A 21066-nucleotide genomic window follows, 5' to 3' on the forward strand; every position below is an offset into this window, starting at 1 on the left:
GAAATTAGCGAGATTCCGTCACAGCCGCCTGTGCGGCATAGGCGCTCAAGCGAGCTGCCTGCATGGAGGGGCGTTGCGCCACTTCCGTACCTAAACGTTCATTGGCGTTTTGATGCAAACCCGCCAAGATTGAATTGCGCGTGATGGGCGCACGCATGTCGCGGTTCACATGCAAGTAAGCCGCTTGCTGACCTGGAATGTTCAACGCCGCATTGGGTCGCGTTTCGTTGCGCGCCGCTGGGGTGAGTACTGTTAAGTACAGATCATCCAAACCTACAGGGCCAAAGTTCTTCAGGCCCGTGTCTTCAAAATACTTACCCACCATGTCGAGCTGCTGCAACACGCTGTGGCCCAAAATCGCTTTGGGGTTCGCGCCAAAGCCTGCGCTTGCAGCGCCGCGATCAGGTCCATCACAAAACTGAATGATGCCGTGACAACGACTGTTGGAGGCTTTGGGGTTCATGCCATCGCTCTCCATCAAGGTGAGGCGGGCAAAGTCATCGGGGGCAAAGCGGTGCTCTTGCGAGAGCTGAACAATTTTGTTCATCACAGCCTGTTTGTCTTGTGCGGGGATGAAGCCCTTTTCAATGGCGCGATCGATGGTTTTTTCGAGCACCACGTTACCGCTGCGGTCTGAGCGCGTGAGTAACTGTACTTGGGCAGTACCCGCTAGGGCAGTTGCACCCATGGGCGTGTTGGTATTGAGCGTATTCACATTGGCGGCAGGCGTGACGACTGGAGATGCCGCCACTGCCGCTGCAGCTTTATTGGCTGCGATGGCCTGATTCACGGCCATAGCTTGCTGCAAAGAGAAATTCAGACTGTCCAGGTTCAATTGTTGACCTGGATGAATCATGTTCGCGTTGGTGATGTTGTTCGATCGCGCCACGGTTTGCGCCAAACGCATGGCTTCATTGCTGGAGACGTTGACGCCGCGTTGCGCCATTTGCTCTCGAACGATCCCTGTCAAAGTTTGACCAGAACGCACCTGCGTGTTCCATGCCGCGGTACTACCCTCTGGCGCTAATGCCCCTGATTGATTTGCACTCGCCAACGCACGGGTGAAGGCTGGCGCAGTGCGCGCGTAGGCCAGCTGACTGCGTGGCAGCTTTGGCATGCCAGAGGCGTCGGCGGTATTCACCTGCGGGTTATAGGACGGGTCGAGTCGCATGGAGTGCTCCGTTTATTCGGTCCGTTTTAAAAGTTGGCTTCGTTTTTGCATGAGGGTGTGTATCTGAACAAATGTCAAAACATTCACACTGACCCTAACGACTATGCAATTGCTGTGCCTAAAAAATGCCGACACCCCTCGCGCTTCAAGCGTGGGTCTATGGCTGGCTGCATGCTTGCTAAGCCAAGCCCAGCTTGGGTTTGCTGCCGATTTGGTGACGAATGACAGTGCCTTTGAGGTTCTGCAAAAACAAGCCCAAGAATGGGCTGCAAGCCACCCCTCTTTTCAAGGAAAACAGGTGCAAGTTGTCCCTGTTGACCCACGCATCGCGGTACAAAACTGTCAACAAAACCTGCAGTTTGAGCATCCTTTTCCCAATCAACCTGCTGTACGGGTGCGCTGCGCACAGCCTGTTTGGCAACTTTTCATCAACCTGAATACTGGACAAGCCCCTGCACAAGTGAATCGAACTGTTGCCTCTGCGCCAGTTTTGTCCAAAGTTTTGGTGTCTAAAGAGTTGCTCAAGCGTGGGACTGTGATCTCGCCCTCGATGTTCAGTTACGCAGAGATGCCAGCAGCAGGCATGGAAAACCAAATCATTTCTGATGCTAATTTATTAAAAAACATGGAATTGGTGCGTGACCTCACGCCCAATACACCTCTTCGCTCCTATGACGTGAAAAATGCCGTGCTCGTGAAGCGCGGGCAAGAGGTTCAAGTGACAGCTGGCGAAGGAAGAGGCTTTTCCATCACAATGCGCGCTGAAGCGTTGCAAGATGGTGGTTTAGGTGAACAAATTCGCTTGAAAAATGTCGAGTCGGGTCGATCACTCTATGGCGTGATCACTGGACCGAATGCCGCAAAGGTTAAGTAAAAAGCGGTATTAAAAAAATATTTCAAAAAAACTCTCAAGTTCTAGAATTTGGAGTCGATTGAAGTGTTGTGAAAAAGTTTGACCTGCTAACAGGTTAAGAAAGTGAAAACATCATGAATGACGCTATTTCAAACTATGGTCGTATGACCCAGTCGAATGCTGCGCTGCGCAGTACCATCGATAAAGTCGAAAAACGAAGCCCTTCTGCCGCTCAGGCGAAAGAAGACTTGGCTCCATCTATGGATAAAGCATCTTCCACAGGAGCAGACAAAGTGAGCTTGAGCAACGTCGCCCAAAAAGTCATGGCTCAGCCTGACTTCGATCGCTCGAAAGTGGACGCGATCAAACAAGCGATCAAAGACGGCAAATACCCCGTTAATCCACGCCGCATTGCTGAAAACTTTGTGGCCTTGGAAAAAATGATTTCTAACTGATCTGGCCTTGCCCGAGATGACAACAACAGCCGCGACTGAGGCCTCCTCATTGGAGCAGGCTTTGGCGCTGGCGCAAACGCTTGAGGACATGCTCGAACTTGAGTTTGAGCAACTCAAAGCGCAAAACTTAGATGCCTTTGAAGCATCGCAGACCACTAAAAATTCGCTACTGCAACAGCTCGCAGAGTTGGCGGGTATTCACGGTCCCGAGTCTGCTGATGAACTCGGCCCCGAGTGGGATGGCTTCAAAGAACGCATGGCTCATTGCCGCGATCTGCATCGCCGCAATGAAGTGCTGATCGTTCGAAAAATTGACGCCATCCGCGGCGCTTTGCAAAGCCTGCAAGTGGAAGACCCCACGAGCTCGGTTGAAATTTATGACCGTTTGGGCAAACTCTCGCGCGGACGCCGCGGTGGACGCGGCTACGCAGAGGCGTAAATACTGCTTATCAAGCCTGATTAGGCTTTTCATCACCGGGCTGCATGCCCTTGAGCCAATACACCCAAGCAAGAATCACTGCGACTGCCGTAAACATATCTTGCGGTATTTCCTGACCTACATCGAGTCGACTCAGCATGGCTAAGAGTCTCGGGTCTTCTGCCACATAGACACCCTGTTTTTTTGCTTCTGCCACGATCCGACGCGCGAGTTCGTCATCGCCTTTGGCTGTCAGCACAGGTGCCTTGTTACGACCATATTCCAGCGCTACGGCTTGCGTGTAGTGTTTGTCGGTCATGCTTGGGTGTCCACCAATGCACCGTGATCTGGTGTTGGTCTATCTTGTTTGGCATCTGGTCTTGGTGCATTAAAGACCTGAAAACTGCCCATAACCAAGCCTGCATTTTCAAGCTCATAAGTAAGCTCACTGGCATTGAACTTGGCTAACTCAGCAATGTCTTTTTTTACAGCCCACATGGTGAGGTCGACCTGAGAGCTATTGCTTATCGTGGTTTTTAGCCAGACTTCACCTAGCACCCGACTTTGCGTGTGCATGTTCACCACCAATGGGTTTTTGGGTTGCCCTGGCTTGTTACCTTTTTGTTCGAAGTGCAACTCCACAGGGTCCGCATCTCGAAATGGGATCACCAAAGCTAAATTCAAATCACCTTTATGCAGGTTTTGAGCCGACTGAACTTGCGCTGCCTCTAGCTCATCCAAGGCATGATGCAAACTATGTTCAGAATCGGCATCTTTGTCTTCGATGCCTTCGCGCTCCGCCATTAATAAGCGCAGCAAAACTTTGGTGTTGTCTGGCACAGCATCACCATCAGCCAAGCTTGATTCACTTGTCTTGGCATGGCCCAGTACAAAGCGCTTCAAAGTTTGCGCTTGCAAACCACCCATGCTTAGGCGCTGTGCATTGATACGTTTTTTTAACTCGGCCGCATCTTGAACAGGAGGAACCAGACTTTCGAGCACCCCAGGACGTAGCAACGTCAATAGGTTTGCAAAACCACCGGGCTGAAACATGAGTGCATTCAGGCGCGTCGGAATAGCTGCTTGCGATGCTTCAGTTCCTGCAAAACTACCAGTGTGCAGCAACTGCAAAGCCCATTTGCCGTTACTCAATTCCTGCGCACGCAACTGAAGGTGGTCACCCTCTTTGATGTACGGAAACAGGGGAATATTGAAACTGTGCTCATTCAGAACCAGTTTGAGCTGATCGTTGCGCATGGCTGCGACAGCTTGCACAATTTGCCCATCATGCAGCCCCAACTGACGCGCAACAGGTGCCTCTACATAAACTGTACGCGTCTCCAAATGAATAGGCGCCACACGCGCAATCGCGTGGACGCCTTCTGGTCCCATGATGGCCATGTTGGCCCTTTAGGGAAAGCGCACCCAGTTTTTGCGCTCGTTCATGTTGATATCAGCCGTGGAATAGCCACCACCTCTGTGTAGGCCGCTGTTGCCCGGTGAGTGGCCTGGCACGGTATAGCTGCGCAAGAGATCATCATGGCTAGGGACATTCAAGATAGCGCCCGCCATCAAAGAACGGGGAGGAGATTTGGTGAATGCTTGAGGATTTTGTTGAACAAAGGCATTGCGCAAAATTTCGATACGCAGTGGACTATCGGGCATCGTTTTGCGGATGACCTTATCCAACGTTTCACCCGTCTCCACTTGATATGTGGTCCGAGTCGTTGGGCCTGCAGCAATCGCCCACAATGGGTAAGCCAAGGCGATGCAGCTCAGCAAGGTGCGAACGGAAGTGGTAGTCATGTTCATAGTCGGTTCTCCCGTCATCTCTTAGTACGTGTAAGGCCAAGCAACCCAAGCCCCATTGAATTTTTGTTTGCGTCCAGCCACTTGTTTGATTTCGGCTTGATACGCGCTGACTGATTTGACTTCGGCCAGGACAGCCGCGTCAAGTGCACCCGGCTCCAAGGTATGGCGCGGCAGGACAGATGGATCTGCCACCATGAGCTTATCGCCTACGCGAAGTCCCGCGTTTTCACCAGCATTGAGCGCTAAGCGTCCTTGTGTTTGCTGAACTGTGAAGGTTTGTGGTTCACAAGCCAATTGTTTATCCAGTTGCTGCACCATGGCAGAGACTGCACGGGCAATCTCTGCATTGGTGTCAGTGTCCATCTTAGGTGTGCCATAGGTTTGCGTAGGGATACTCGGCATCACCACTTCTTGTGCATTGAACCAAGCTTGGCGCTTACCAGGCCCACTCACAGACAAATTCAGACCAAATGCAGAATAGTCATCGGAAACACCTGCCAAAGGTACTGGCGTGACAGTGAGTTGCGCATGCCACTGCACATGCTCTTCACCATGGCCATGAACCAATCTGTCATAAGTCCGTGTTTGAGCTTGCGCACTGATCAAATGCCAACGATCAGCTCTTGCCCCAGCTTGCATGAGCTTTGTACGTGCGGCAAATACAAGTTGTTGCGCTTGATAGCGTTGCGCTGGGGCCAGACCTGGGGATAAATCAACGCCCACTGTCATGACCTGACGCAAAGGGGCTTTGGCTTGAGGTGCTTCGCATCGACCCGGCTGGACTGCTTCTACGTTGTTAGTAACTGCCAACTCCGCTCGAGGTTGCTGTCCTGCGTCACGCACGTATTGAGCCACCTGCAAATCACGCAATTTAATTTCTGATGAAAAACGATTCAACTCACGCAGCTTGCCATCGCTTTCCATCCAGCTGGTAGCGCTGACACGGGTGTTGGACTTCATAGCAGCTTCCACCATGGCGGCACGAATAGCCCTGAGTCGCTCTTCAGCGCTCAAGTCTGCAGCTGCGACTGAAAAGTTGACACCCAACAACCCCAACAGGATTGGTAAATAAAGGTGTCGATAAGGCGAAGTCCACATAAAAACGCTTCTTTGGCAATGCTTAATTACGCTTGCTGCTCAAACTGGCTATGTACAAAGCACGTAAGTCATTGACCACGTTGCGATCCAGTGACATGGTGGTTTCATAAGTGTCATCACCCACAGGCGTGATACTGACTAAAACAGCGCCATAGATCACACCTTCCACGCGGGCTCGGAAGGTATCACTCATGACGGTCATATCTGCCACAGTGGTACTGGCGTCCAGTTGTTGACCATAGACCTGCTCCGTCAAAGCGCGATAAGCGTCAAGTTTTGAAGCACGAATGGCCAACAAACGCTGCTGGGCTGGATTGCGATGATTTTGGATACTAATGACCGCGTAGCCAGTTGCCACCAAAGTCTCACGTTTTTGGGTCATGGGCGTGATCATATTGGCCGATTCATCGACACGCGCTGGTGCAGGCATGGGTGGCGGCGTGTTGGCGCAAGCTGTCAACAGGATGGTGGCGGCTGTCACAGCCCAAATGGTGATGCGGTTCATATTTATGTCCTTGAGAGGTCTCCCCCTAGATTCGGCACCGAGCGTTGCATCTTTAATTATTTGCAATACGAATACTTTTTCTGTCTTGTGAAAGATTTGTTGTCACCGACAATCATGTGTAGGAATTTTTGACATGAAGCCCACAACAAACTTTATTGGCTCCAGCGAATCAGCCGCAGCTCTGCGTCAGTTGGTCGCTACGATGGCCAACTCCAACGCTACGGTGATGATCACTGGTGAAAGCGGAACAGGTAAAGAGCTTTTAGCTCGGCTGCTGCATGAGCAATCTGACCGCTGTGGCGCTAACTTTGTACCCATCAACTGTGCCGCAATCCCCAAGGATTTGCTGGAAAGTGAGCTGTTTGGCCACAGAAAGGGCGCATTCACGGGCGCCGTCGCAGATCGCATTGGTCGTTTTGAATTGGCCCATGGCGGTACGATCTTTCTCGATGAAATCGGCGACATGTCTTTAGACATGCAAGTGAAGTTGCTACGCGTTTTGCAAGAACGCACCGTCGACCCCATCGGTGGAACACGGCAAGTTCAAGTCGATGTTCGTGTTGTCGCCGCGACGCACCGTGACTTAGAAAACGAAATTGCAGCAGGTCGGTTCCGCGAAGACTTGTACTACCGCCTCAATGTGCTGCCCATGGTGACGCCTCCGTTGCGTGAACGCAACACAGACATCCCAGAATTGTTGGCTTTTTTTGCAAAAAAATGTGTCACCTTTGGCAAGCAACCGATTCGATTCAAACCCGATTTTTTAGCGGCTTTGCAAAAATACCCCTGGCCTGGAAACGTTCGCGAGCTTTCCAACGTTGTGGACCGGTTCAGCACGCTCTACGCTGGCCAAGAACTCGATTTACGCGCCATTCCTCCTACCCTGCTGCCCAAGGGGTTGGTTTCTGCACAAGCTGAGTTGCAAGCTCAAGCGCCACTGCTGGCCAAGCTCGAAATGACGCCGCCCCCAGAAGTTCTGGCAGAAATGCAAGACGAGCCTGAGGAAGAGGAAAACGAAATCGAAGGCTTGATCATGTTGGCGCAAGGTATGCCTCAACTGCCGCCAGAAGGCATGTCACTCAAAGAACGTATGGCGCAAATTGAACGCAGCATCATTGAGCAGGCACTCACTCGTAACTCTGGCAATGTGTCACGTACAGCTAAATTGTTGAATTTGCAGCGCACCACTTTGATTGAGAAAATCAACAAGTATGAGTTGCGTCCTGCTTAAAAACCACAGCTAATTTCCGACACAAAAAAGGCAGCTCATCAAGCTGCCTTTTTTTGTTTGAAAAAGACTGATCAGTCCTGTTCGTTGTAAAGCACCGTGATACTCATGCGACGGTTGCGAGGATCACGCGGGTCTTTCGGGTTGAAAGGATCGGTGTCAGCTACGCCCTCAATGCGAGCGAAGCGGCTTTCTTTGATCCCACTCTTTTCCAGCAAAGCACGGGTCACTTCTGCACGCTCGGCAGAGAGCGACCAGTTGTTGCGACCTTCTTTGTTGTTGAAGGGCACGCTGTCGGTATGGCCACGAATCGCTATTTTGTTGGGCATATCCGCCAATGAAGCTGCGATTTCAGTGATCAAGCTAGATGCTTTGCCTTGCATGCTCATGCCACCGCTTGGGAACATGGCAAAGTCGGCTTTGTCGATGATCTCAATACGCAAGCCTTGCTTGTCACGCGTGACAGACACTTGGTCTTTCAGTCCACCCAGCTTTTTGTTTTCCGACAGCTTTTGCTCAATCTCTTTTTCAAGCTTGTCAAAGTCGGCCTTTTCTTGGGCTTGGGCAATTTCTTTCTTCTGTTCAGGCGTCAGCTTGTCTGGGTCTGAATAGGGATTGTTGTTTTCTTGACCGGGGTCAGTGCTAGGGTTGGGGCCACCTTCAGAGCGAGGTGTCAAACGCTCCAGCAACGCAGTTTGCTTGGCTGCAAACGGAAAGCCATCGGGATCAATGATGGATCGGCCACCCAACACGCCGTTGGAGCCCGCCAGTTGACCGATAGCAACCAAACTTTGTGAAGTGGGTTTGAAGTAATCGGCAATGCTTTTGCGCTGATCTTCGTTAGACGCGCCCAACAGCCACATCAACAAGAAGAAGGCCATCATCGCCGTCATCATGTCGGCCAACGCAATCTTCCAAGCACCACCATGAGCACCACCGTGGCCCTCATCAATGATTTTCTTAATGATGATGACAGGGGCTGGTGCTTCTTCTTTTTCTTCTTCCGCTTTTGCAGCTTCAGCAGCGGCAGCGGCCGCTGCTGCGGCTTCTTGTGCTGCTTTATCGGCATCCGCTGGGGCGGCTGCCGCGTCTTTTTCGTCAGCCATTATTTCCTCAATGCGTCAAAGAGTTCGCCAAAGGTCGGCTGAGCGTGGTGATTGATACACACACGTGCAGCTTCAATCACCAAAGGAACTGGATAACCATGCATATTGCCAATGATGACTTGCTGAGCAACTTTCAAAGCTTCGCTATCTTCATCAATGATTTGCACCAAGCGCTTGCCAAAAGGTTCAAAAATACCGTAAGCCAAGAACACACCCAAGAACGTACCCACCAACGCGCCACCAATCAAGGCACCCAGCACAGGTGGAGGTTGGTCAATCGCGCCCATGGTCTTCACCACACCCAACACGCAAGCCACAATACCCAACGCGGGCAGCGCGCCTGCAAGGGTAGACAACGCATCTGCGTTTTGCATTTCGCTGTGGTGGTGATGCTTGATAGAAGCGGTCATCACGTCTTCCACCGCATAAGGGCTCAAAGTACCGGAAGAAACCACCATCAAACGGATGGTGTCGCAAATCAAACCCACCAGTCCGTGGTCAGCTAACATCTTGGGACATTCGCCAAATATGGCACTCGCCTCAGGGTTCTCGACGTGAGATTCCATCGCCACAGCACCTTCAGCTTTGAGTGTTTTCATCAGCTTGGAGATGACGGCAATGATGCCAATATAGTCTTCCTTGTGGTACTTGGGACCTTTCAAAACGCGCCCCATGCCGCCCCAAGCGCCCTTAAAGATGGCACCCGAGTTACCTGTGATCATGCCGGCCACACCCGCACCACCAATAATGAACATCTCGTAGGGAGTGGATTTGATAATGGGCGCCAAACTACCGCCGGCGATCACGAAACCACCGAACACGCAAATGAACAGAACGACCAAACCAATAATTGCTGACATCTAACACTCTCCCCAAGCAGGTTGGCGCATCCAAGCAAAAAACTTGGATGCGCCTATAAATTGTCCCTCACAACCTGCAAGATTAACTGATAAACAAGACAAATCTGCTGGAAAGCAGAAAAGCCCTATCAATTCATCATGCCGGCTGGTCGGTTGCTCGCTGGCACCAAGGAAGGCACGCCCTCCCAAGCATCGCGAATTTCGCGCATCAAACCGTAAATTTCATCCAAAACAACCACATCATTGTGGGCGTTTGCGTGAAACAGTCGACGGGTCACATAGCTGTACAACTCATTGAGGTTGTTGGCCAGATCGCCGCCTTTTTCAAAATCCAAAGCACCTTGCAAGCCAATCACAATGCGACTGGCACGTGCAATGGCTTTAGATTTTTCATTGATATTTTTATGTTGGATGTGGCCACGTGCAGTGGACAGACTTTCCAACAAGCCATCAAACAACATTTGAATCAATTGCACATTGTTCGCTGTGGCTACGCCGCTACTGACTTTGACATCGCCGTAACTTTGAATGGCTCGTGAATTGGCTCGCATCTGATAACTCCTGTGTATTTCTTAGCGTACACAGACAGTATCGGAAGAGTCACCCCAAACTTGAGAGATATTCGCAGCAACGATAGATGAATTCATATTAAGCAGGTTTCGCCTCAGCTGATACGTCAACCACTGATGCTTCTTCATGTGTGTCTTCAGGAATCATCACCGCCTCGACTGTTTCGGCGGCAATTTCTTGCCGCTGTTCATCCTCGTAAGCCTGCACATGCTCTAAACCCTGCGCAAGCTCTAGCGGCGTAGGTTCAAAGGTGTCACTGTTTTCCAAAACGCCCTCGCCCAGAGTCTGTGCTGCACCCGATTGATCTGTCAATGCGAGCATTTCTTCTTCAGGCTCATGAATTTCTACATCATCAAACAAGAAGTCTGAGAACGGCACTTCATTGGTAATACCTACGCGTTGATAAAGCATGTCTGCCACGCTATCGACGGTTTGCTTCAAACGGAGCAATACCTCGGGGTCAGGATTGTTGGCATACGTGCCAGCGAATTCCACCGCCGAACGATAAATGCTGCCCAGATGCTGTGGTGGCAACCAAGATTGGATAAAGCCACGCACAGTTGATATTTTTCGCAATGAGCTTGGCACCTTACTCTCGTCACTGCCTTCCTCTTCAAGTCCATCTTTGAAGGTGGCTGTGATGTGCTCGCGCAAGATAGGTTCGTAGTGTGGGCGTAAAGCTTCAATCAACGTTGCATCAAAGCCGTCAACCTGCCTGCCGTTCATGGCGTCCCACAACTTTTTGCCTTCTAAGCCAGAAAACAGCAAGTCGCTCGGAATTTCTGTTTCGAACTGAGGTAGACCTGGCGTTTCAGGCTTAGGTGCCTCATACATCCGAGCCAAGTGATTGATCTTGTCGATGAGATACAAAGTCAAGATCACCAAGATCAGCAAGACCCAAGAGATCATGTTCATCATGAAATTACTCATGCGCGTCTCCTTGTCTCAACTTTCTCTGTTTCTTCAGCATCGCCCACCTTCAGCGTGCCACGCAATTTCTTCACAACAGAAGACAAAATTTGACTGACGCGAGATTCGCTCACACCCAATGTTTCGCCAATCTCTTTGAGGTTGAACTCTTCCACATAGTAGAGCTGCATGACCAACTGCTCACGTTCGGGCAGTTGGGCAATCGCATCGGTCACGGCATCCATGAACTGGGCTTCTTCGACGATCACTTCGGGTTGCTGTGAGCTGTCGTCAGCAATCGTCATCACCTCTTCGGTGACCACTTCCATCGAATAGGTTTCAAAGCGTTTGGCTTTGCCACGCTCTTTATGAAACTCTTCAAGGTCTTTGCCCATGTATTCGGCAATTTCAGCCTGCGTGGGCGTGCGGCCCAACTCGGCTGCCAAGGCGTGCACCGTGGTGTTGTGTTCTTTGTTAAAGGCCACGGCTGAACGGGGTAAGAACGACAAACGTCGTACCTCATCAAGCATGGCACCACGCACACGGCTGTGTGCAAAGTTTTCAAACTCAATGCCTTTTGACGGATCAAAAGCGCGAGAAGCCTCAAGCAAGCCAATCATGCCCACTTGGACTAGCTCATCGAGCTCCATGAATGCAGGAATACGGGCCTTCAAGTGCAAGGCAACACGCTTGACCAGACCCAAATGGGCCATGACCAAGTCCTCGCCTTTGGGCTTGCAGGACTCGTACATTTGTACGGGAGATAGTGTTCTCATGCGTCAGCCGAACTGTTTTTCATCAGTCGTTCCATGAAGAATTGCAGACCACCGGATGGGTGGTCAATCGGACGCAAGTGCGTACATGCCTCAGCTAAGCGCATGTAATCACGAGCGGCGGCCGTACCAGGGGCGAGTTCCATCACCGACTGGTATTTTTTGAGGGCACGCAACACCATCTCGTCTTCTTCGATCGAGGTGAGGTAGTGCACCGACTCGCCCAAGAAACGCACACAGACGTCGTTGAGCTTTTTGTACAGTTTCCAGCCTTCCGACTGGCTCTTGACCATGTTGGGCAAGAGGTAGATTTCGTCGAGGCCCATCTCTTTGCTCAAGATCTTGATGGTGCCGTAGGCATCGGCAATCGACGACGGGTCGTCTTTGACCACGATGAAGCGGCGTTGGCAAGCAGCCAAGAAAGACAGCACCGAGGGTGAAATACCGGCGGCGACGTCAACGATCAAATAATCGACATCGTCTGCCAACACGCCAAACGACTGCACGATGCTGGCCGCTTGAATGTCGCTCAAGCCAGCCAACTCTTGCATGCCGGAGGCACCAGGAATCAGCTTCACGCCTTGGCGAGTGGTAATAAGAATTTCTTGCAAGGTTTTTTGACCTGCCAAGAAGTGACCCAAGTTGTACTCAGCGCGAGCGCCCAGTGCAATTTGTGCGTTGGCCAGACCCAAATCAGCGTCAAACAGCATGACGCTGTGACCGAGCTGAGTCAGCGCCACCGCCAAGTTGATGGAGGTAGTGGTTTTACCGACGCCGCCCTTGCCGCTGGCAATGCCGATGACTTCTGTTCTACGTGGATTACTCATGGGTCAAGCCTGTGGTTTCGGTTTTAAATTTAGCGGCGATTTGCGCCAGTTTGGAAGCAGCCAAATCATTGACAGCTGCATCACGTGCGTTTTGTTGCGCTTGCTCTTCGGTTTCTGGCAATGGCAGGTTGTCGAGAGCGCATTGCACCAAGCCTGCCAAAGACACGTCTTGCACCAAATCTAAGGTGCGCTCGCCATGACTGGCGACAGACACGCTCAAAGATTTGTCGGTCAAGAACTGCAACAAAGCCCATGGCTGAGTGGACTCGTCCAACTTACTGAGCATCAAAGAGGCCCACACGTTATCGGCGTTGTCAAACACGCGGCGGATATTGGCTGCGGATGCATCAGCGGGAATCACAGCGTGGCATTGCACATTCAGGTTAAAGGCGCGAATTTCGGCCAAGCGCTCGTTCATTTGCACACCTGCGGTGTCAATCAAGATGAGTTTGCGATCGGTGTGCTCGTCGAGCAACAACTCCAAGGTTGATGCGTTGGTGGCGCGGAATGAATCCACACCGGACTGGGCACACAGCAACTGAGTTTGATTCCAAGCGCCAGCCCGCTGATCTTGGAAGCTGATGACCATGACTTTTTCGCTGCCGTGCAATTGCGCTGCATGTTGGGCCAAACGAGCCACCATCATCGACTTGCCAGCACCCGATGGGCCAGCCAAGGCATGAATACCTGACACTGGCGTTTGCGCTTGCTCTTGTTCCACAGAGTGGGCCAATTGACGGCTCAACGCACCCATGGCATCAGCCATGTTGTCGTGGTCTTTGATGTTGTCGATCAACAAGGCGCGCAAGGCGACAGGAATGGGGGCGTCGTTTAAGGCATCACGCAAAGGTGCAATGGCTGCAGGCAATTGCATGCCACCTTGTTGCCAAGCGGCCATTTGTTGGCCGAGTTTAAATTCACGACGCAAGGAGTTGAGTTCTTCACGCACCAGCGCCACGATTTCGCGGCCACGCAAGGTGTCGTGTTCTTCGGCGGCGCGCTGGGCTTTTTCGTCCACAGGGTGAGCTGCTACTTTGGCAGCGAGCTTGGCCTTAGGCGCAGCAGCTTTGGCAGCCATTTCTACGAGAGGCTTGGCTACTTTGGTGGCTTGGCGCTCACGTGCATCACGCTTGTTTTGGTCGATGGTTTGACCCAACAACACATCAAACTTGCCAGAAGGCTTGCCGGGCTTGGAATACTCCGACTTGACAAACGGATCAGCCTCTTCAGGCGTCAAAGGTGCCAAATCGACCGCGACGATCAGTTCGGTCAAGCCATTGACTTGGCCACTCGAGATGACGAGCACGTCGGGGCCATATTGGGCCACGGCCTTTTCGTTCGCGGTGCGGATGTCGCGGGCAAGGATGCGTTTGAGTTCCATAGGTCAGCTCACTCTGTCTTTGTTATAGGTTTACGGGTTATCGGGCTTTGGCGTCCACGGTGTGGATCACTTTGACGGCCTGATCGTCCGGAATTTCGCTGTAAGACAGCACAGTCAAATCGTTCACGCGGAATCGTGCGGCTTTGGACAGCCAGCCACGGATCACGGGGGACACCACCAACACAGCGGGGTGGCCCATTTCTTCTACGGTGCGCGCACCTTCGCGCAGACCGGCAAATAAGTTTTCTGATAGGCCTGGCTCCATCACTACGGCTTGGCCTGGTTGGCTTTGCTGCAACACGTTGTGCAGCAATTGCTCCAAAGAAGGCTCGAGCGTCATGACTTGCAAACCGTTGTCACCATCAATCAAACTTTGCATGATCATGCGGCCAAGTTTGGGGCGAACCATGGCGGTCAGTTGTTCTGGGTCTTGCGTGCGGGTGCTGGCTTCGGTCAAAGCTTCCGCAATCGTGCGCATGTCGCGAATTGACACCGACTCTTGTAACAAATTTTGCAAGGTGCGGGTCAAGATGCCGAGTGACAACTTGCCTGGCACCAAGTCTTCGACGATCTTGGGTGACTTGGCCGCCAACTTGTCGAGTAACTGTTGGGTTTCGTCATGGCTCAACAAGTCAGAAGCGTTTTCGCGCAACACTTTGTTGAGATGGGTCGAAATAGCGGTGGCAGCATCGACCACGGTGTAACCGAGGGTGCGGGCTTGGTCGCGTTGTGAAGGTTCGATCCACACCGCTTCCAAACCAAATGCTGGCTCGCGAGTTGGAATACCTTCCAATTGGCCATACACGTGGCCTGGGTTAATCGCCAGCTCGCGACCGACTTTGACTTCGCCCTTGCCCCGCACCACGCCTTTGAGCACGATGTTGTAAGCATCTGGGTCGATGTTCAAGTCATCACGGATACGCACGGGTTGAACCAAGAAGCCCAATTCGGCAGACAATTTTTTGCGCACGCCTTTGACGCGTGTCATCAGCTCGCCGCCAGTTTCGGCGTTGACCAAGGGAATCAGGCCATAGCCAATTTCCAAACCAATGAGGTCGACTTGGTCCACATCGTCCCAGTCGAGTTCTTTGGGAGCGTCTGTGGGTGCAGCGTCTTTTTCAGCTTGCACAGCTTGTTCGTCTTGTACTTCACGTGTGACGATCATTAAACCCAAGCCGGCAGAAGCCAAAGCCAAAGTGATGAACATCAAGTGCGGCATGCCAGGCACCATCCCCAAGATCATCAAGATCACAGCAGAGATAAACAAAGCCGTTGGATTAGCCAACTGAACAGAAGCCTGCTCAGAAATAGATTCAGCGGTCGTCACACGGGTCACGATGATGGCAGTGGCCAGTGACAACAACAACGATGGAATTTGAGCAACCAAGCCATCACCAATGGTGAGCAAGGTGTAAATGCGACCGGCTTCTGCGACTGGCAAGTCATGCTGAGCCACGCCGATGATCAAACCACCGATTAAGTTGATCAACAGAATCAACAAGCCGGCCATGGCGTCGCCGCTCACGAATTTAGAAGCACCGTCCATGGAACCGAAGAAGTCAGATTCTTGGGCCAGTTCGGCGCGGCGTTGTTTGGCGGTATCTTGGTCAATCACGCCAGCGTTCAAGTCAGCGTCGATCGACATTTGTTTACCGGGCATGGCGTCCAAAGTAAAACGGGCGTTCACTTCAGAAACGCGGCCAGCACCTTTGGTCACCACCACAAAGTTGATGATCATCAAAATCGCGAAGATGATGAAACCGACCACATAGTTACCAGCGATCACGAACTCACCGAAAGCCTGCACCACCTTACCGGCAGCATGAGCGCCTTCGTGGCCGTTGACCAACACCACACGAGTGGATGCCACGTTCAGCGCCAAGCGCAACATGGTGGCAAACAACAAGACCGTAGGAAAGGATGAAAACTCGAGCGGCTTACGTGTGCCGATGGCGATCATGATCACCACCAAGCTGCAAAGAATGTTGAAAGTAAACAAAAAGTCCAACAACAAAGGCGGCAGTGGCAGGACCAGCATCGCCATGATGACGAGCACCACCACCGGAATACTTAGTCCGGAGAGGTCAAATTTCGACAAGTTGTGTCGAATCGTTGACAGAGTGAGAGTGCTCATTGAAGGAATCCAGTTGAAAGTGGAACGTTTAGGTTTCTTTTTGCTTTGAAAATACTTTCGAGGCATGTTCATTAAGCAATCGATGTGCCAAGTCAAACTGACACTGATCAACCTCTCAGCCCAGAACGGCAAGAACTGTCCTGTCACGGTTCTTGCTTAACTCCTTGGCAAACTCGTTTAAAGACCACCATGAACCTGTCCAGCTATCTCCAAATGCCACCAGCGCCGCTGGTGCCAAACAACACCGGAAATGCGGTGCCTCAAGGCGCGCGCACTGGTGTGGTCCCGTCTGCGGGTGCCAATTTGGGGTTCGATTTCGCCGATGTGATGGCGCGACAGCTTCAGCGCTTGGTTCCGCTGCAGCGGCAAACTATTGCCGCTGATACGACCGAACAGGCCGAACCCGTCATTGATAAACAAGATTCACGGCCAATTGAAGACAAACGCAGCGCAGATCGCTCAGAAACAGACACTCAGCAGGCGCGTGCAGACAACACCACGTCTGAGGCTGATGACAGCGATACATCTTCTAGCCACACCCGTCAGCGCAGCAAAGACAACACACGCAAAACAGAACACACCGATGTAGATGTGCTTTTGGCAGGCCTGATGCAAGGCGCCCCCGTTGCCCCCGCACCTGTGGCTTCAGCAGAAACAGCTGCGGCCAACGCCATCGGGACTGCGAATACAGCCATCACCGCGGCAGAACTCACGTCAGCTCAAGCAGAACAAACCGCTCCCGCCAACGCAGCCTTGTTGCAAACGGTTGAGCTCAGCCCACAAATGCGCATCATCACCGACCCCAAGAAGGCACCTAGCCCAGAAAGCCTGGCCGCTTTTGCGAAATCAATGGGACTGGATGAATCAGCCATTCAAGACTTATTGGCGCAGCAACCTGCCACACCGGCCACTGTGCTCGTCGGCACCACCGCTGCAAACGCCACAGGTTTACAACTAACTATGCCAAACGGACAGCCAGCAGCTATGAGCGGTGTGCTCCTCAATGGTGTGCCACAAAACGTAACTGCGACAGCAGACAGCGCTGTGGCTGCACAGTTAGCTGCCATGACAGCCTCAGCCGACCAACCCGTTGTGGTGTCTGGTGCGGGCTTGGCAGCAGCGGCCACCACTTTGGTGGCGCCTACGGTACGTGGACTGACGCCTACCGACATGGCAGCGATCCAACAATTACAAATCACCGTCTTGCCTGCCGTCGTGTTGCCCGTGAACACCAGCGCAGCGAACACGCCAACGCCGAGCACCATCGATATGTTGTCTCTGTTAGGCACCGGCGTGGACGAAAAAGATGTGAGCGCTCTCTTGACTCGCTTCTCTGAAGACCCCGGCGGCAACAGCAATCCAGACCAACAGCCCTCACAAGGTGAAGGCAATAACTTCAGCAGCTTTGCCCAAGCACTCGGCAGCAACAAAAATGCCGCGAATGCAAACCCAGCCAATGCCGCACAAGCCTCTGCCTCCAACATGAGCGAGGTCTATGACCAGCTGAGTGACAAGATGGCCACCGAAATGGCGGCTCGCATGCACAAGCAGCTCAGCGATGGCGAGTGGAAGATGAAGTTTGCGCTGCGTCCCTCAAACTTAGGCGGCGTAGAAATTCAACTCGAAATGAAAGACGGCAAACTCGATGCTGTTTTCCGTGCTGACAACCCGCTCACGCGCGACTTGCTGCAAAACAGTAGCCAGCGATTAAAAGAAGCACTTGGAAACTTTGGCATTAATGCCGGACAAGTGAACGTGGGTCAAGGCGGCGGCAACACCCAACAAAACAATTCTGGAAATTCCAATAGGAATACCCAAGTTAGAGACAATTCACCATCGCAAGTCAGCGGTACAGGCAGCGCTTCTGGCGCTACTTCAACCCGTAACAAGGCCAATGCGTCCTTGCTTGACCTCTATGCATAAATTACGCATGACAATCTGAACATTAGGAGAACGATATGGCAGAAGCAGAAGCAGCACCGGCAACAGAAGAAGTTGTTGAAGGCGAACCCAAGAAAAAGAAACCCATTCTTTTGATTTTGGTCATTGTGTTGTCCGTGATCATCCTGATCATGTCAGTGATGTTCGGCACCTTATTTTTCTCTGGTTACTTCGAACACAAGAGCGAAGCGGCAGTCCATGAAAAAGTGGATGAATTAGAGAAAGAAGCGGAGAACGCACACAACGCTACACCAGAAGGCCCATCGAAAGTCAAGAAGGAAGCCGAAGCCACGCGCTTTGAGAACACCTACTTGGAAATCGACAAAGAGTTCATGACCAATATCACGAACTCGAAAAAAATCATGGTCGTCAAAGTGGCAATCATGACCCACTACGATTCGCGCGTGTTCGACAATGTGAAAAAGCATGAATTTGCTATTCGCGCTGCTGTACTGGACGTGATGCGTCAAAGCACTGAAGCCGACGTGTCCAAAGCCGACTTCCGGACAGACATGGCTGCGAAAATCAAAGTTGTGATGAATGAAATTTTGATGAAGTACGAAGACTTCGGCGGCATCGAAGACGTGTTCTTCACCTCTTTTGTGATGCAGTAACTCTTTAACACCCATGAAATCAAACCTGCTCTCGGACGAAGAACTGGCCGCACTGTCGGAAGGCGTGCGCGACGGTTCGATCGAGACCGACACTGGCTTCAATGAAAGCGTGCGGGTGCGTAAGCACGACCTCGCCAGCGAAGACAGCAGCTTAGGTGTGAACGTTTCGTCGATCGACATGATCAACGAACGCTTCATCCGACTGTTCCGTCTTGGCCTGCTAGAAGTGCTACGTACCAGCCCACGCGTGAACCCCACACGCGTTCAAATTTTGAAGTTTGGCGACTACCTCAAAGGCCTGCGTGCGCCCTTGTCAGTCAATATGATTCGCATGAATCCACTACGTGGCAACTCGGTGATCATCATTGACCCCAATGTGGTGTTCAGCTCGCTCGACAGTTTCTTTGGTGGATTTGGTAAAGGCGTGGGCGAATTACCGCCTAGCCGTTTGTTCACTCCAACTGAAACACGCATCATCAAGATCATTCTTGAAGTGTTCTTCCGCTCCCTCACCGAAGCGTGGGGCCCCTTGATGCCGATCGAATGCGAACACGTGAGCTCTGAGATCAACCCTCAGTTCGCACAAATTGCCGATGAAAACGACTTGGTGGTCTTGAGCCGCTTTGAAGCCGACGCCACCGTCAGCGGCGGCAAAGGCTTCATTGATTTGGTCTACCCCTACGCGACCTTGAAGCCCGTACGCGAACTGCTCAGCAGCCGTGTACAAAGTGGCGAAGGCAACGAAGAGTCAGACAAAAAATGGCGTAAAGAACTTGCTGCTGCGGTCGGTGATGCCAAGCTGGAATTGCAAGTCACCATGGGTGAAATCAAAACCACGCTGCACCACTTGAACCATTTGCAAGAAGGCGATTTGTTGTTCTTCAAGAAGGACGATACAGCGCTGATGACAGCCAATGGCGTCCCAACCTTCCACGTCAATGTGGGCACGCGCGGCTCACAAGTGGCCGTTCAAATTGACCACGAACACGTTCACGGCAAACCCTGAGACAGGAATACATCATGACTGACGAAAAAGAAAACCCAACTCCAGAACACGACGAAGCCGAGACTGCTGCTGCGCAAGCCGCTGAGGCGACTGAACACGAAGAAGTGGCCGAAGTTGCTACACAAGAGGAAGATACTGAGCCCAGCTTGGAGGACTTCAAACCCACCATGCCGGGCAACATCAACCCTGAAGTTCTGCAAAACATCGTTGTGAACTTATCCATCGAAGTGGGTCGTGCACAGATCAAGATCAAGGACTTGATGCGTCTCACGCAAGGTAGCGTGGTAGAGCTCGACCGTATTGCGGGCGAACCACTCGATCTGCTGGTCAACAACTCAGTGGTTGCCCAAGGTGAGATTGTCTTGGTAAACGACCGCTACGGTGTTCGCCTGACGCGTGTGGTGCCCTCTTCAGAGCGCCTCAAACTGATCTAAGCGCTAAGCCTAGAGCTTGGTTGGGCTGATTTAGCGTTGGATCATGTCACCTTTGACCTGACCGCCGCGCTCGATCTCAATCTCGCCATAAGTCACAGTGCCGCGTACGCGGCCTGTGCCTCGCACAATCAACAATTCGCGACTGATTACGCTTTCATTGAGTTCACCTTTGACGTCGACGAACTGAGCGGTCGTTTTTCCAGTCACGACACCTGAAGCTCCAATCAGCACATCGCGTGCATCTAATTCGCCATCAAACTTTCCCGAAATAATGGCTTGATTCGGCGCTTTGATTGATCCTTTGAACACAACACCTTCACCAATGAAGATACTGTTTTCTTTGGACATGTCTTTTTGGTCGTTCATTTTTAGCTTTCAGTGATTAATTCGAGAGATGTTGCAATAGCCGCTAAGCAATCGTCGGCAGTGCCTTTACTTAGGGCTGCTGTTCGCAGACCCCGCATATAAAGCGCCCAAATACTTTGGCAACGTGCATCAATTCGATCTAGCTCATGTGTGTGCAGTGCGATGTATATAGGCGTCATTAATTTCATGGCTTGGTTGGTCACACGTTCTTCATCAACCACAGACCACACCCATGCATAAGGTTGGATCGCTGTACGAAAAACCAATTGATCGAGGTCATATTGAAACATCTGAAGCAAATAAGCCTTGACCTGCTCGGTCAGCGTCTTACCCATTGCAGATAAATCCATGCCGATCATTTTTTTAATCATGGCGTCATTCTTGACAACAACAGCATGACAGACCAAATTGGCTTTCGTAAAACCAAACTCCATCAGCTGTGGGATAGTCATGCGATTATCTTTAGCGATCTCTGCCAATGACAGCGCATCAAACTTGCCATCATTGATTTTTTGCTGGATGTAATCCACCAAGCTAACTAGCCTGCTCTTCAAAAGCAAGGGCAACTCAACCTCGTCGCTTTCTTTGATTTTTTGGAAATTCAT

24 protein-coding genes are annotated in these 21066 nt (G+C 51.7%); 8 read left to right on the plus strand and 16 right to left on the minus strand.

What is annotated here, in order from left to right:
- Window positions 1-4: 4 nt before the first annotated feature.
- Window positions 5-1171, minus strand: coding sequence for a LysM domain-containing protein (locus B9Z35_RS08270; RefSeq protein WP_108283217.1), 1167 nt, complete (start codon window positions 1169-1171; stop codon window positions 5-7).
- Window positions 1172-1274: 103 nt separating this feature from the next.
- Here B9Z35_RS08270 and flgA point away from each other — a divergent pair, with 103 nt between their 5' ends.
- The 3 genes from flgA (at window position 1275) to flgN (ending at window position 2918) form a co-directional block, all read left to right on the plus strand.
- Window positions 1275-2045, plus strand: coding sequence for a flagellar basal body P-ring formation chaperone FlgA (gene flgA, locus B9Z35_RS08275; protein WP_108283218.1), 771 nt, complete (start codon window positions 1275-1277; stop codon window positions 2043-2045).
- A 113-nt stretch (window positions 2046-2158) separates the two neighbouring features.
- Window positions 2159-2479 carry a flagellar biosynthesis anti-sigma factor FlgM gene (gene flgM / locus B9Z35_RS08280; RefSeq protein WP_233246515.1) on the plus strand — a complete coding sequence of 107 codons (321 nt, stop codon included), beginning with the start codon at window positions 2159-2161 and terminating at the stop codon, window positions 2477-2479.
- 16 nt (window positions 2480-2495) lie between these two features.
- A complete protein-coding gene (gene flgN, locus B9Z35_RS08285) occupies window positions 2496-2918 on the plus strand; it encodes a flagellar export chaperone FlgN (protein ID WP_108283219.1) in 423 nt (140 codons plus the stop codon).
- Between the two features lie 10 nt (window positions 2919-2928).
- Here flgN and B9Z35_RS08290 read toward each other — a convergent pair whose 3' ends face one another.
- Genes B9Z35_RS08290 through B9Z35_RS08310 form a run of 5 tightly spaced genes read right to left on the minus strand, consistent with a single transcriptional unit; the run spans window position 2929 to window position 6312 of the window.
- On the minus strand, window positions 2929-3216 hold the full coding sequence (locus B9Z35_RS08290; protein ID WP_108283220.1) for an EscU/YscU/HrcU family type III secretion system export apparatus switch protein: 288 nt from the start codon (window positions 3214-3216) through the stop codon (window positions 2929-2931).
- Window positions 3213-4298, minus strand: a complete 1086-nt coding sequence (locus tag B9Z35_RS08295; RefSeq protein WP_108283221.1) for a hypothetical protein — start codon at window positions 4296-4298, stop codon at window positions 3213-3215. Before B9Z35_RS08295 ends, B9Z35_RS08290 begins: the two co-directional genes overlap by 4 nt.
- 9 nt (window positions 4299-4307) lie before the next feature.
- On the minus strand, window positions 4308-4703 hold the full coding sequence (locus B9Z35_RS08300; RefSeq protein WP_146178977.1) for a FimV family protein: 396 nt from the start codon (window positions 4701-4703) through the stop codon (window positions 4308-4310).
- Window positions 4704-4730: 27 nt separating this feature from the next.
- Window positions 4731-5807, minus strand: coding sequence for a hypothetical protein (locus tag B9Z35_RS08305; RefSeq protein ID WP_146178978.1), 1077 nt, complete (start codon window positions 5805-5807; stop codon window positions 4731-4733).
- A gap of 22 nt (window positions 5808-5829) precedes the next feature.
- Window positions 5830-6312 carry an LPP20 family lipoprotein gene (locus B9Z35_RS08310; protein ID WP_108283224.1) on the minus strand — a complete coding sequence of 161 codons (483 nt, stop codon included), beginning with the start codon at window positions 6310-6312 and terminating at the stop codon, window positions 5830-5832.
- A gap of 133 nt (window positions 6313-6445) precedes the next feature.
- Here B9Z35_RS08310 and B9Z35_RS08315 point away from each other — a divergent pair, with 133 nt between their 5' ends.
- Window positions 6446-7543: a sigma-54-dependent Fis family transcriptional regulator gene (locus B9Z35_RS08315; protein WP_108283225.1), complete on the plus strand. Its 1098-nt coding sequence runs from the start codon at window positions 6446-6448 to the stop codon at window positions 7541-7543.
- A gap of 71 nt (window positions 7544-7614) precedes the next feature.
- Here the strand turns inward: B9Z35_RS08315 and B9Z35_RS08320 are convergent, their stop codons facing one another.
- From B9Z35_RS08320 to flhA, 8 genes are all read right to left on the minus strand, one after another.
- Entirely contained in the window at window positions 7615-8646 is a 1032-nt protein-coding gene (locus B9Z35_RS08320; protein ID WP_108283226.1) for a flagellar motor protein MotB, read from the minus strand.
- On the minus strand, window positions 8646-9506 hold the full coding sequence (gene motA / locus B9Z35_RS08325; RefSeq protein ID WP_108283227.1) for a flagellar motor stator protein MotA: 861 nt from the start codon (window positions 9504-9506) through the stop codon (window positions 8646-8648). Before motA ends, B9Z35_RS08320 begins: the two co-directional genes overlap by 1 nt.
- A gap of 128 nt (window positions 9507-9634) precedes the next feature.
- Window positions 9635-10057 (minus strand): flagellar export chaperone FliS, encoded by a 423-nt coding sequence (gene fliS, locus B9Z35_RS08330; protein WP_108283228.1) that lies wholly within the window; start codon window positions 10055-10057, stop codon window positions 9635-9637.
- Window positions 10058-10154: 97 nt separating this feature from the next.
- Complete coding sequence (locus tag B9Z35_RS08335) at window positions 10155-11006, minus strand: hypothetical protein (protein WP_146178979.1); 852 nt, start codon at window positions 11004-11006, stop codon at window positions 10155-10157.
- Window positions 11003-11761, minus strand: coding sequence for an RNA polymerase sigma factor FliA (gene fliA / locus B9Z35_RS08340; RefSeq protein WP_108283230.1), 759 nt, complete (start codon window positions 11759-11761; stop codon window positions 11003-11005). Before fliA ends, B9Z35_RS08335 begins: the two co-directional genes overlap by 4 nt.
- Entirely contained in the window at window positions 11758-12585 is an 828-nt protein-coding gene (locus tag B9Z35_RS08345; RefSeq protein WP_108283231.1) for a MinD/ParA family protein, read from the minus strand. The genes fliA and B9Z35_RS08345 overlap by 4 nt, the downstream gene beginning before the upstream one ends.
- Window positions 12578-13966, minus strand: a complete 1389-nt coding sequence (locus tag B9Z35_RS08350; protein WP_108283232.1) for a hypothetical protein — start codon at window positions 13964-13966, stop codon at window positions 12578-12580. The genes B9Z35_RS08345 and B9Z35_RS08350 overlap by 8 nt, the downstream gene beginning before the upstream one ends.
- A gap of 37 nt (window positions 13967-14003) precedes the next feature.
- On the minus strand, window positions 14004-16100 hold the full coding sequence (gene flhA, locus B9Z35_RS08355; protein WP_108283517.1) for a flagellar biosynthesis protein FlhA: 2097 nt from the start codon (window positions 16098-16100) through the stop codon (window positions 14004-14006).
- Between the two features lie 189 nt (window positions 16101-16289).
- Here flhA and B9Z35_RS08360 point away from each other — a divergent pair, with 189 nt between their 5' ends.
- From B9Z35_RS08360 to fliN, 4 genes are read left to right on the plus strand one after another with little or no spacing between them, the layout of a single operon-like run.
- Entirely contained in the window at window positions 16290-18023 is a 1734-nt protein-coding gene (locus tag B9Z35_RS08360) for a flagellar hook-length control protein FliK (RefSeq protein WP_108283233.1), read from the plus strand.
- A gap of 35 nt (window positions 18024-18058) precedes the next feature.
- Window positions 18059-18655: a flagellar basal body-associated protein FliL gene (gene fliL / locus B9Z35_RS08365; RefSeq protein ID WP_108283234.1), complete on the plus strand. Its 597-nt coding sequence runs from the start codon at window positions 18059-18061 to the stop codon at window positions 18653-18655.
- 13 nt (window positions 18656-18668) lie between these two features.
- The gene (gene fliM, locus B9Z35_RS08370; protein WP_108283235.1) at window positions 18669-19661 is read left to right on the plus strand and encodes a flagellar motor switch protein FliM; all 993 of its coding nucleotides are present in this window, start codon (window positions 18669-18671) and stop codon (window positions 19659-19661) included.
- Window positions 19662-19675: 14 nt separating this feature from the next.
- On the plus strand, window positions 19676-20095 hold the full coding sequence (fliN, locus tag B9Z35_RS13095; protein WP_233246516.1) for a flagellar motor switch protein FliN: 420 nt from the start codon (window positions 19676-19678) through the stop codon (window positions 20093-20095).
- A 30-nt stretch (window positions 20096-20125) separates the two neighbouring features.
- Here fliN and B9Z35_RS08380 read toward each other — a convergent pair whose 3' ends face one another.
- Both B9Z35_RS08380 and B9Z35_RS08385 read right to left on the minus strand, forming a co-directional pair.
- Window positions 20126-20461, minus strand: a complete 336-nt coding sequence (locus B9Z35_RS08380) for a polymer-forming cytoskeletal protein (protein WP_108283236.1) — start codon at window positions 20459-20461, stop codon at window positions 20126-20128.
- Between the two features lie 2 nt (window positions 20462-20463).
- The gene (locus tag B9Z35_RS08385; protein WP_108283237.1) at window positions 20464-21066 is read right to left on the minus strand and encodes a hypothetical protein; all 603 of its coding nucleotides are present in this window, start codon (window positions 21064-21066) and stop codon (window positions 20464-20466) included.

Source organism: Limnohabitans sp. Jir61 (assembly GCF_003063545.1).
In the GTDB taxonomy this organism is placed as follows: Bacteria; Pseudomonadota; Gammaproteobacteria; order Burkholderiales; family Burkholderiaceae_C; genus Limnohabitans.

What these genes read in the sequence shown, in the direction of transcription:
- B9Z35_RS08270 (WP_108283217.1), bottom strand. Translation starts at nt 1,171, where the DNA reads ATGCGACTCGACCCGTCCTATAACCCGCAGGTGAATACCGCCGACGCC.
- flgA (WP_108283218.1), top strand. Translation starts at nt 1,275, where the DNA reads ATGCAATTGCTGTGCCTAAAAAATGCCGACACCCCTCGCGCTTCAAGC.
- flgM (WP_233246515.1), top strand. Translation starts at nt 2,159, where the DNA reads ATGAATGACGCTATTTCAAACTATGGTCGTATGACCCAGTCGAATGCT.
- flgN (WP_108283219.1), top strand. Translation starts at nt 2,496, where the DNA reads ATGACAACAACAGCCGCGACTGAGGCCTCCTCATTGGAGCAGGCTTTG.
- B9Z35_RS08290 (WP_108283220.1), bottom strand. Translation starts at nt 3,216, where the DNA reads ATGACCGACAAACACTACACGCAAGCCGTAGCGCTGGAATATGGTCGT.
- B9Z35_RS08295 (WP_108283221.1), bottom strand. Translation starts at nt 4,298, where the DNA reads ATGGCCATCATGGGACCAGAAGGCGTCCACGCGATTGCGCGTGTGGCG.
- B9Z35_RS08300 (WP_146178977.1), bottom strand. Translation starts at nt 4,703, where the DNA reads ATGACTACCACTTCCGTTCGCACCTTGCTGAGCTGCATCGCCTTGGCT.
- B9Z35_RS08305 (WP_146178978.1), bottom strand. Translation starts at nt 5,807, where the DNA reads ATGTGGACTTCGCCTTATCGACACCTTTATTTACCAATCCTGTTGGGG.
- B9Z35_RS08310 (WP_108283224.1), bottom strand. Translation starts at nt 6,312, where the DNA reads ATGAACCGCATCACCATTTGGGCTGTGACAGCCGCCACCATCCTGTTG.
- B9Z35_RS08315 (WP_108283225.1), top strand. Translation starts at nt 6,446, where the DNA reads ATGAAGCCCACAACAAACTTTATTGGCTCCAGCGAATCAGCCGCAGCT.
- B9Z35_RS08320 (WP_108283226.1), bottom strand. Translation starts at nt 8,646, where the DNA reads ATGGCTGACGAAAAAGACGCGGCAGCCGCCCCAGCGGATGCCGATAAA.
- motA (WP_108283227.1), bottom strand. Translation starts at nt 9,506, where the DNA reads ATGTCAGCAATTATTGGTTTGGTCGTTCTGTTCATTTGCGTGTTCGGT.
- fliS (WP_108283228.1), bottom strand. Translation starts at nt 10,057, where the DNA reads ATGCGAGCCAATTCACGAGCCATTCAAAGTTACGGCGATGTCAAAGTC.
- B9Z35_RS08335 (WP_146178979.1), bottom strand. Translation starts at nt 11,006, where the DNA reads ATGAGTAATTTCATGATGAACATGATCTCTTGGGTCTTGCTGATCTTG.
- fliA (WP_108283230.1), bottom strand. Translation starts at nt 11,761, where the DNA reads ATGAGAACACTATCTCCCGTACAAATGTACGAGTCCTGCAAGCCCAAA.
- B9Z35_RS08345 (WP_108283231.1), bottom strand. Translation starts at nt 12,585, where the DNA reads ATGAGTAATCCACGTAGAACAGAAGTCATCGGCATTGCCAGCGGCAAG.
- B9Z35_RS08350 (WP_108283232.1), bottom strand. Translation starts at nt 13,966, where the DNA reads ATGGAACTCAAACGCATCCTTGCCCGCGACATCCGCACCGCGAACGAA.
- flhA (WP_108283517.1), bottom strand. Translation starts at nt 16,100, where the DNA reads ATGAGCACTCTCACTCTGTCAACGATTCGACACAACTTGTCGAAATTT.
- B9Z35_RS08360 (WP_108283233.1), top strand. Translation starts at nt 16,290, where the DNA reads ATGAACCTGTCCAGCTATCTCCAAATGCCACCAGCGCCGCTGGTGCCA.
- fliL (WP_108283234.1), top strand. Translation starts at nt 18,059, where the DNA reads ATGGCAGAAGCAGAAGCAGCACCGGCAACAGAAGAAGTTGTTGAAGGC.
- fliM (WP_108283235.1), top strand. Translation starts at nt 18,669, where the DNA reads ATGAAATCAAACCTGCTCTCGGACGAAGAACTGGCCGCACTGTCGGAA.
- fliN (WP_233246516.1), top strand. Translation starts at nt 19,676, where the DNA reads ATGACTGACGAAAAAGAAAACCCAACTCCAGAACACGACGAAGCCGAG.
- B9Z35_RS08380 (WP_108283236.1), bottom strand. Translation starts at nt 20,461, where the DNA reads ATGAACGACCAAAAAGACATGTCCAAAGAAAACAGTATCTTCATTGGT.
- B9Z35_RS08385 (WP_108283237.1), bottom strand. Translation starts at nt 21,066, where the DNA reads ATGAATTTCCAAAAAATCAAAGAAAGCGACGAGGTTGAGTTGCCCTTG.